General features: G+C 56.3%; 1 protein-coding gene. It reads left to right on the top strand.

The genetic code is table 11. The features are described from left to right. Nucleotides 1–252, top strand: a 252-nt coding sequence (locus SB765_RS31905) for a molybdopterin-dependent oxidoreductase (RefSeq protein ID WP_410932794.1), incomplete at both ends; no start/stop codon positions are given.

The raw sequence follows: 252 nt of genomic DNA on the forward strand, positions 1-252 counted from the left end.
CTGGTCGGCAGCAACCTGGCCGAGAACCATCCGGTGATTGCTTCACACATCAAACAGAGCCACAAACATCGCGGTCAGAAACTGCTGGTCGTTGATCCGCGCCGTCATGAAATGGCGGAACGTGCTGACTGCTATCTGCGCATCCGACCGGGTACTGACCTGGTCTGGGCCTCGGCGATGGCAAAATATATGTTCGATCACGGTTATGCGGATGAGGCTTTTCTGGCCCAGCGGGTCAACCAGGTTGATGAG

The sequence above is a fragment of the Pseudomonas sp. SIMBA_067 genome, assembly GCF_046534675.1.
Lineage (GTDB): Bacteria > Pseudomonadota > Gammaproteobacteria > Pseudomonadales > Pseudomonadaceae > Aquipseudomonas > Aquipseudomonas putida.